Raw genomic sequence first — 2,797 nt, forward strand, 5'->3', positions numbered from 1 at the left:
GTTGCCCGACCAGCAACGCCGCGAACGGTGAGCCGGAGTCCATGTCGTGGTTGGTGAGCATCCGTATCGCTTCCATCTGTGCGTTGTCGAGCAGATGGGCTTCGTCGATTACTACCACCGGGGTGCGGCCACGTTCGGCGTGTTCGGCGGCCAGCGCCTCGGCGGCTTGCGGCGCCAACGTGGCGGTGTAGAAACTCGGCACCCGCCCCAGTGCGGTCACGATGTGATGCAACATCCCGCGTACTCCGACCGACGGGTTCGGCAGGTAGATGATCACATGCCGCGCTGGATCCAACCCCTGCGGTCGCGGCGCGGATCGCGACGGTCTTGCCGGCACCGACTTCCCCGGTGATCACCCCGATCGCGTGTTGGTCCACACACCACGAGATGCGGGCGACCGCTTCGGCGTGACCGGGATGGCGGTGCAGCATCGCCGGGGCCAATCCACGTCCGAAAGGCATCCTCGAGAAGCCGTAATACGATTGCAGCCGTTGAATACTCATGCCGAAGCCACGTTCCGGTCGAGGATGTCGTCGATGCTCGGCTGCCCCGGAACCTCGCCCTCGTCGCTGCCGCCGAACAGGGCGTCGTATCCGATCCGCCGATCGGCGCGGACCTGCTCATGATGGGTCTGCGCGGTCAACGTCAAATAGTCGATCCCCGTTGCCGCGGGCATCGGCTGGTCCGGGATCTCCGCTCGCGCTTTCGGATGAACATGGCGAGTGATGGTGTGCGGCAGCGCTGTCCCGTGACTCTTGCCCTGGTAGCGGACCTCGACGGTTTCCAGGTCGAACGGAGAGAACACCAACTCCACCTTCCGGCCCACCAACCCCGCGTCGACCTGGAAGGTGTTGCCGTGCAACGACACCGTCGCCGTCTTGGTGACTGTTCGGTATTCCGACCATAGGAACGCTTCGCTCAGATCGGGCGCAGTCGGCATCGCCGGAGTCTGGTTGCACCGCACCCACCCGGCGTCCCACCGGTCCAGCGGGGATTGCCCGGTCTCCGAATGGGTCCGTCGGTGGTATCCGGTTTCGATCCACCCGGTGAGCAACCGGTTGAGTTCCAGCAGCGCGGTGCGGTGATCGGTGCCCGCGGCGGTCAGTTCGTCGGCGGTGGTATCGGCGACTTCGACGAGGAACTGTTCACGCACGGTCCGGAAGAACCGTTCGATCTTCCCCCGGCCCTGCGGCCGGTGCGGGGTCGAATGCACCAGCCGAACACCGAGTTTCGCGCACGCCCGCAACAACCAGGCGTCGACAAAGCACGATCCGTTGTCGACATACACACTCGCCGGGACCCCGCGCGCGGCCAGCGCCGGTTCCAAGGCGACACCCAGGCGCACGGTGTCTTCGGAAAACCCGAACCGGTAGCCGGTGACCAGACGCGAGTGATCGTCGAGGAAGGCGAACAGATACGTTTTGCGGCCACCGATCCTCGGGCCGTGCAATGCGTCTCCGGTCCAGCGGTCGTTGGGGTTTTCCGCTTCGAACCGACCGAACACCACGGGGGTGTCCCCGGCGGCCGGTCCGATCAATTCGAGTCGGTGAAAGTGGCGCAGCAGCGTCGATTCCGAGGGCGACCACCCCGCCGACGCCCGGAGAATGCGTTGCACCTGTGCAGCGGTGCGGGCCGGGTTCTCCCGTTTCAGCGCCGCCGCCAAGTCGAGTGTCACCGTGTCGGTGCGCGGCGACGACGCCCGCGTCGAGGGAACGAGTTCTTCGAATCCTCCGGCGCGGTAGCGGCGGATCCACCGATCCAACGTATCTCTCGAATACTTCACCGCCGTGCCGAACGGATCGGTGTGATGTCTGCCGGCGATCTCGCGGACCAGCCGGCCACGCGCTTTCGTCGACAATCCGGAATCGAGTGCCGGACAGATCAATTGGTAGCGGAACAACCCGACCGCCTGAGCGCGTTCTCGCCGTTTCTGCTCGTCGGTTACCAACGAAACCCTCCCGTGTTCGCAACAGCGCCACCCAGATCTGTTGCCGGGCAGTCACCCCCGCGACACTGACCGATCCCCGCCGCGAATATCAGGGTCGGTTGGTGTTGGCAGATTTGATCCCGGCATCGGTGGCCAACCCGGGCAGAGAAGCCGTCCACCGGTGCACGCGACCGCGACCTGGGCTGCCGTCACCGCGCCGAGGACAGACCGATCACCGAAGCGTGCCGCGATCGCCGCTCTCGCCACACCGATCGCGGCTATCACGTCGCCGCAGCCCGTCCCGGTCGCCTTCGGTATCGACACATCCACACCCGCGGCAACCGCAATCGCCAGAAACCAGTCACGCACCACATCGGCGCGCCGACTCAGCACGCGCAGCCAGCCGCGGACCGTGCACGCCGGAATACCGGATCGCTGCGCGATCCGGCGATGCCCACCGCCACACGCCTTGGCTGCCAACGCAGCCCAAATCAGATCCGCGAGATAGGCCCTGCGCAGCAGCATCGTCACCGGCAGCAGCACATGCGTCACCGCACACATGCGGCACCGAGACCGGCGCGGCCGCACCGGCACCGACATCCCCACAACACGACGCGGCCGGGCGAAACCCCAGCCCGCCAACACTCCGTCCGGGCACGACGGGCAGCACAGTTCACCAGCCGACATCCGGGACTCGACGCGAACAGAATCGACCTCTACCGTGACCATCAGTGCCTTCCGCACTACGCACGGTGCCCCCGAGATCTCTGCCAAGAATTCAGCGGGGGCGCCGTGCACCCATCAGTTCCTCGACACACTGACGGTGCAGGCCAACAAGATCAACCCCACCCCGACACCGCACACCACATC

General features: G+C 66.0%; 2 protein-coding genes and 1 pseudogene. All 3 read right to left on the reverse strand.

What is annotated here, in order from left to right:
• Positions 1 to 503 (reverse strand): annotated as a pseudogene (locus ACHIRB_RS30590) (ExeA family protein); the annotation flags it as partial.
• On the reverse strand, positions 500 to 1,948 hold the full coding sequence (locus tag ACHIRB_RS30595) for a DDE-type integrase/transposase/recombinase (protein WP_395126710.1): 1,449 nt from the start codon (positions 1,946 to 1,948) through the stop codon (positions 500 to 502). The pseudogene ACHIRB_RS30590 and the gene ACHIRB_RS30595, both read right to left, overlap by 4 nt.
• A 51-nt stretch (positions 1,949 to 1,999) precedes the next feature.
• Positions 2,000 to 2,656, reverse strand: a complete 657-nt coding sequence (locus ACHIRB_RS30600; protein WP_395113968.1) for a helix-turn-helix domain-containing protein — start codon at positions 2,654 to 2,656, stop codon at positions 2,000 to 2,002.
• Positions 2,657 to 2,797 lie beyond the last annotated feature (141 nt).

The organism is Antrihabitans spumae, from assembly GCF_043944905.1.
GTDB lineage: Bacteria > Actinomycetota > Actinomycetes > Mycobacteriales > Mycobacteriaceae > Antrihabitans > Antrihabitans spumae.

Excerpts from the sequence above, each read along its gene's own strand:
- ACHIRB_RS30600 (WP_395113968.1), bottom strand. The coding sequence starts at position 2,656 with ATGGTCACGGTAGAGGTCGATTCTGTTCGCGTCGAGTCCCGGATGTCG.